Annotated in this window: 2 protein-coding genes; both read left to right on the top strand. The window is 53.8% G+C overall.

All coding sequences use genetic code 11. The features are described 5' to 3' along the window. Positions 1–210, top strand: a 210-nt coding sequence (locus AB5Z54_RS09850; RefSeq protein ID WP_368161418.1) for a hypothetical protein, incomplete at its 5' end; no start/stop codon positions are given. A gap of 88 nt (positions 211–298) precedes the next feature. Beyond that, entirely contained in the window at positions 299–1,018 is a 720-nt protein-coding gene (locus tag AB5Z54_RS09845) for a GntR family transcriptional regulator (RefSeq protein WP_368161416.1), read from the top strand. The last annotated feature ends 102 nt before the right edge of the window (positions 1,019–1,120 follow it).

Raw genomic sequence — 1,120 nt, 5'->3', positions numbered from 1 at the left:
GCCCGATATAGAAAACAGCATGGCGGGAGCGAACATCGCCCCGCCAAAGCGTTGGATTTTTTGCAGCATGTTCTGCCTTCCGAATATCGAGGCGCGTTGCGCGTGGGGAAACGTTTAAACAATGGATTCATTGTAGAGGACCAGACGATTGTCGTACCGGCAGTTTTGAGCGAAACCGATTTGGGCACGACAGAAACCGTCAACGGTTAAATCCTGTCGCTTTACCGATATTCGGTTTAAACAACTTTAAGAAATGCTATCGTGCCTAGCCGGAAATAAATTATGTAGAGGTGAAACAATGCCAAAAGCGATATACGAAGGAATCTACCGCGAGATCCGTTCGCGCATCATTAACGGGACCTATGCGTTTCAGGAGATGCTGCCAACCGAAGCCGAGCTGACCGCGGAATTTGGCTGCACGCGCAATACCGTCCGCCGCGCTTTGAGCATGCTGGCCGACGGGATGTTTGTGCAGCCCATACACGGCAAGGGCGTGCGCGTTATTTGGCTTAAGGGCGAAACCGACATGTTGGGCGCACTCGAAGAGGTTGAGTCGTTTGGCGAGTTTGCAAAGCGCAACAATGCCGTTGCATCGACGGTCGTTAAGTTCTTTGAACATTTGATTTGCACCGAGCAGCTCTCTTGTCGCCTGGGCTTTAGGGTGGGCGAGGAGCTTATTCGCGTAGTGCGTGTCCGAAGCCTCAACGGCAACGCGCGCCAAGTGGACCATGGCTATTTTTTGGCGTCGATCGCCAAGGGCCTGACCCCCGAGATCGCGGCAGATTCTATTTACGGCTATCTGGAGCACAAGCGCGGTGTCAAAGTGATGGCGAGCCGCCGTACGGTGAGTGTCGAGCTCGCCAACGATGAAGACTGCAGCTATCTTGACCTCGGCAAATACAACTGCGTTGCCGTCATGGAGAGTCAGTCGTACACCTCGGATGGCATCTTGTTTGAGGTGACGCACACTCGCACACACCCCGAGATCTTCCATTACCGCGTCAATTCCAAGCGATAGCCGGCTAGCTCGCAGCCTGACGAGACTCATGCCCTCAAAGAGAAAACGCCCGGTCAAACCGACGATGCATCGGCTTGACCGGGCGTTTTCTCTGCATTCGAT

The organism is Collinsella aerofaciens, from assembly GCF_040910185.1.
GTDB lineage: Bacteria > Actinomycetota > Coriobacteriia > Coriobacteriales > Coriobacteriaceae > Collinsella > Collinsella aerofaciens_BF.
Note: the sequence above shows the minus strand (reverse complement) of the source record. Positions and strands in the feature narration are given on the sequence as shown.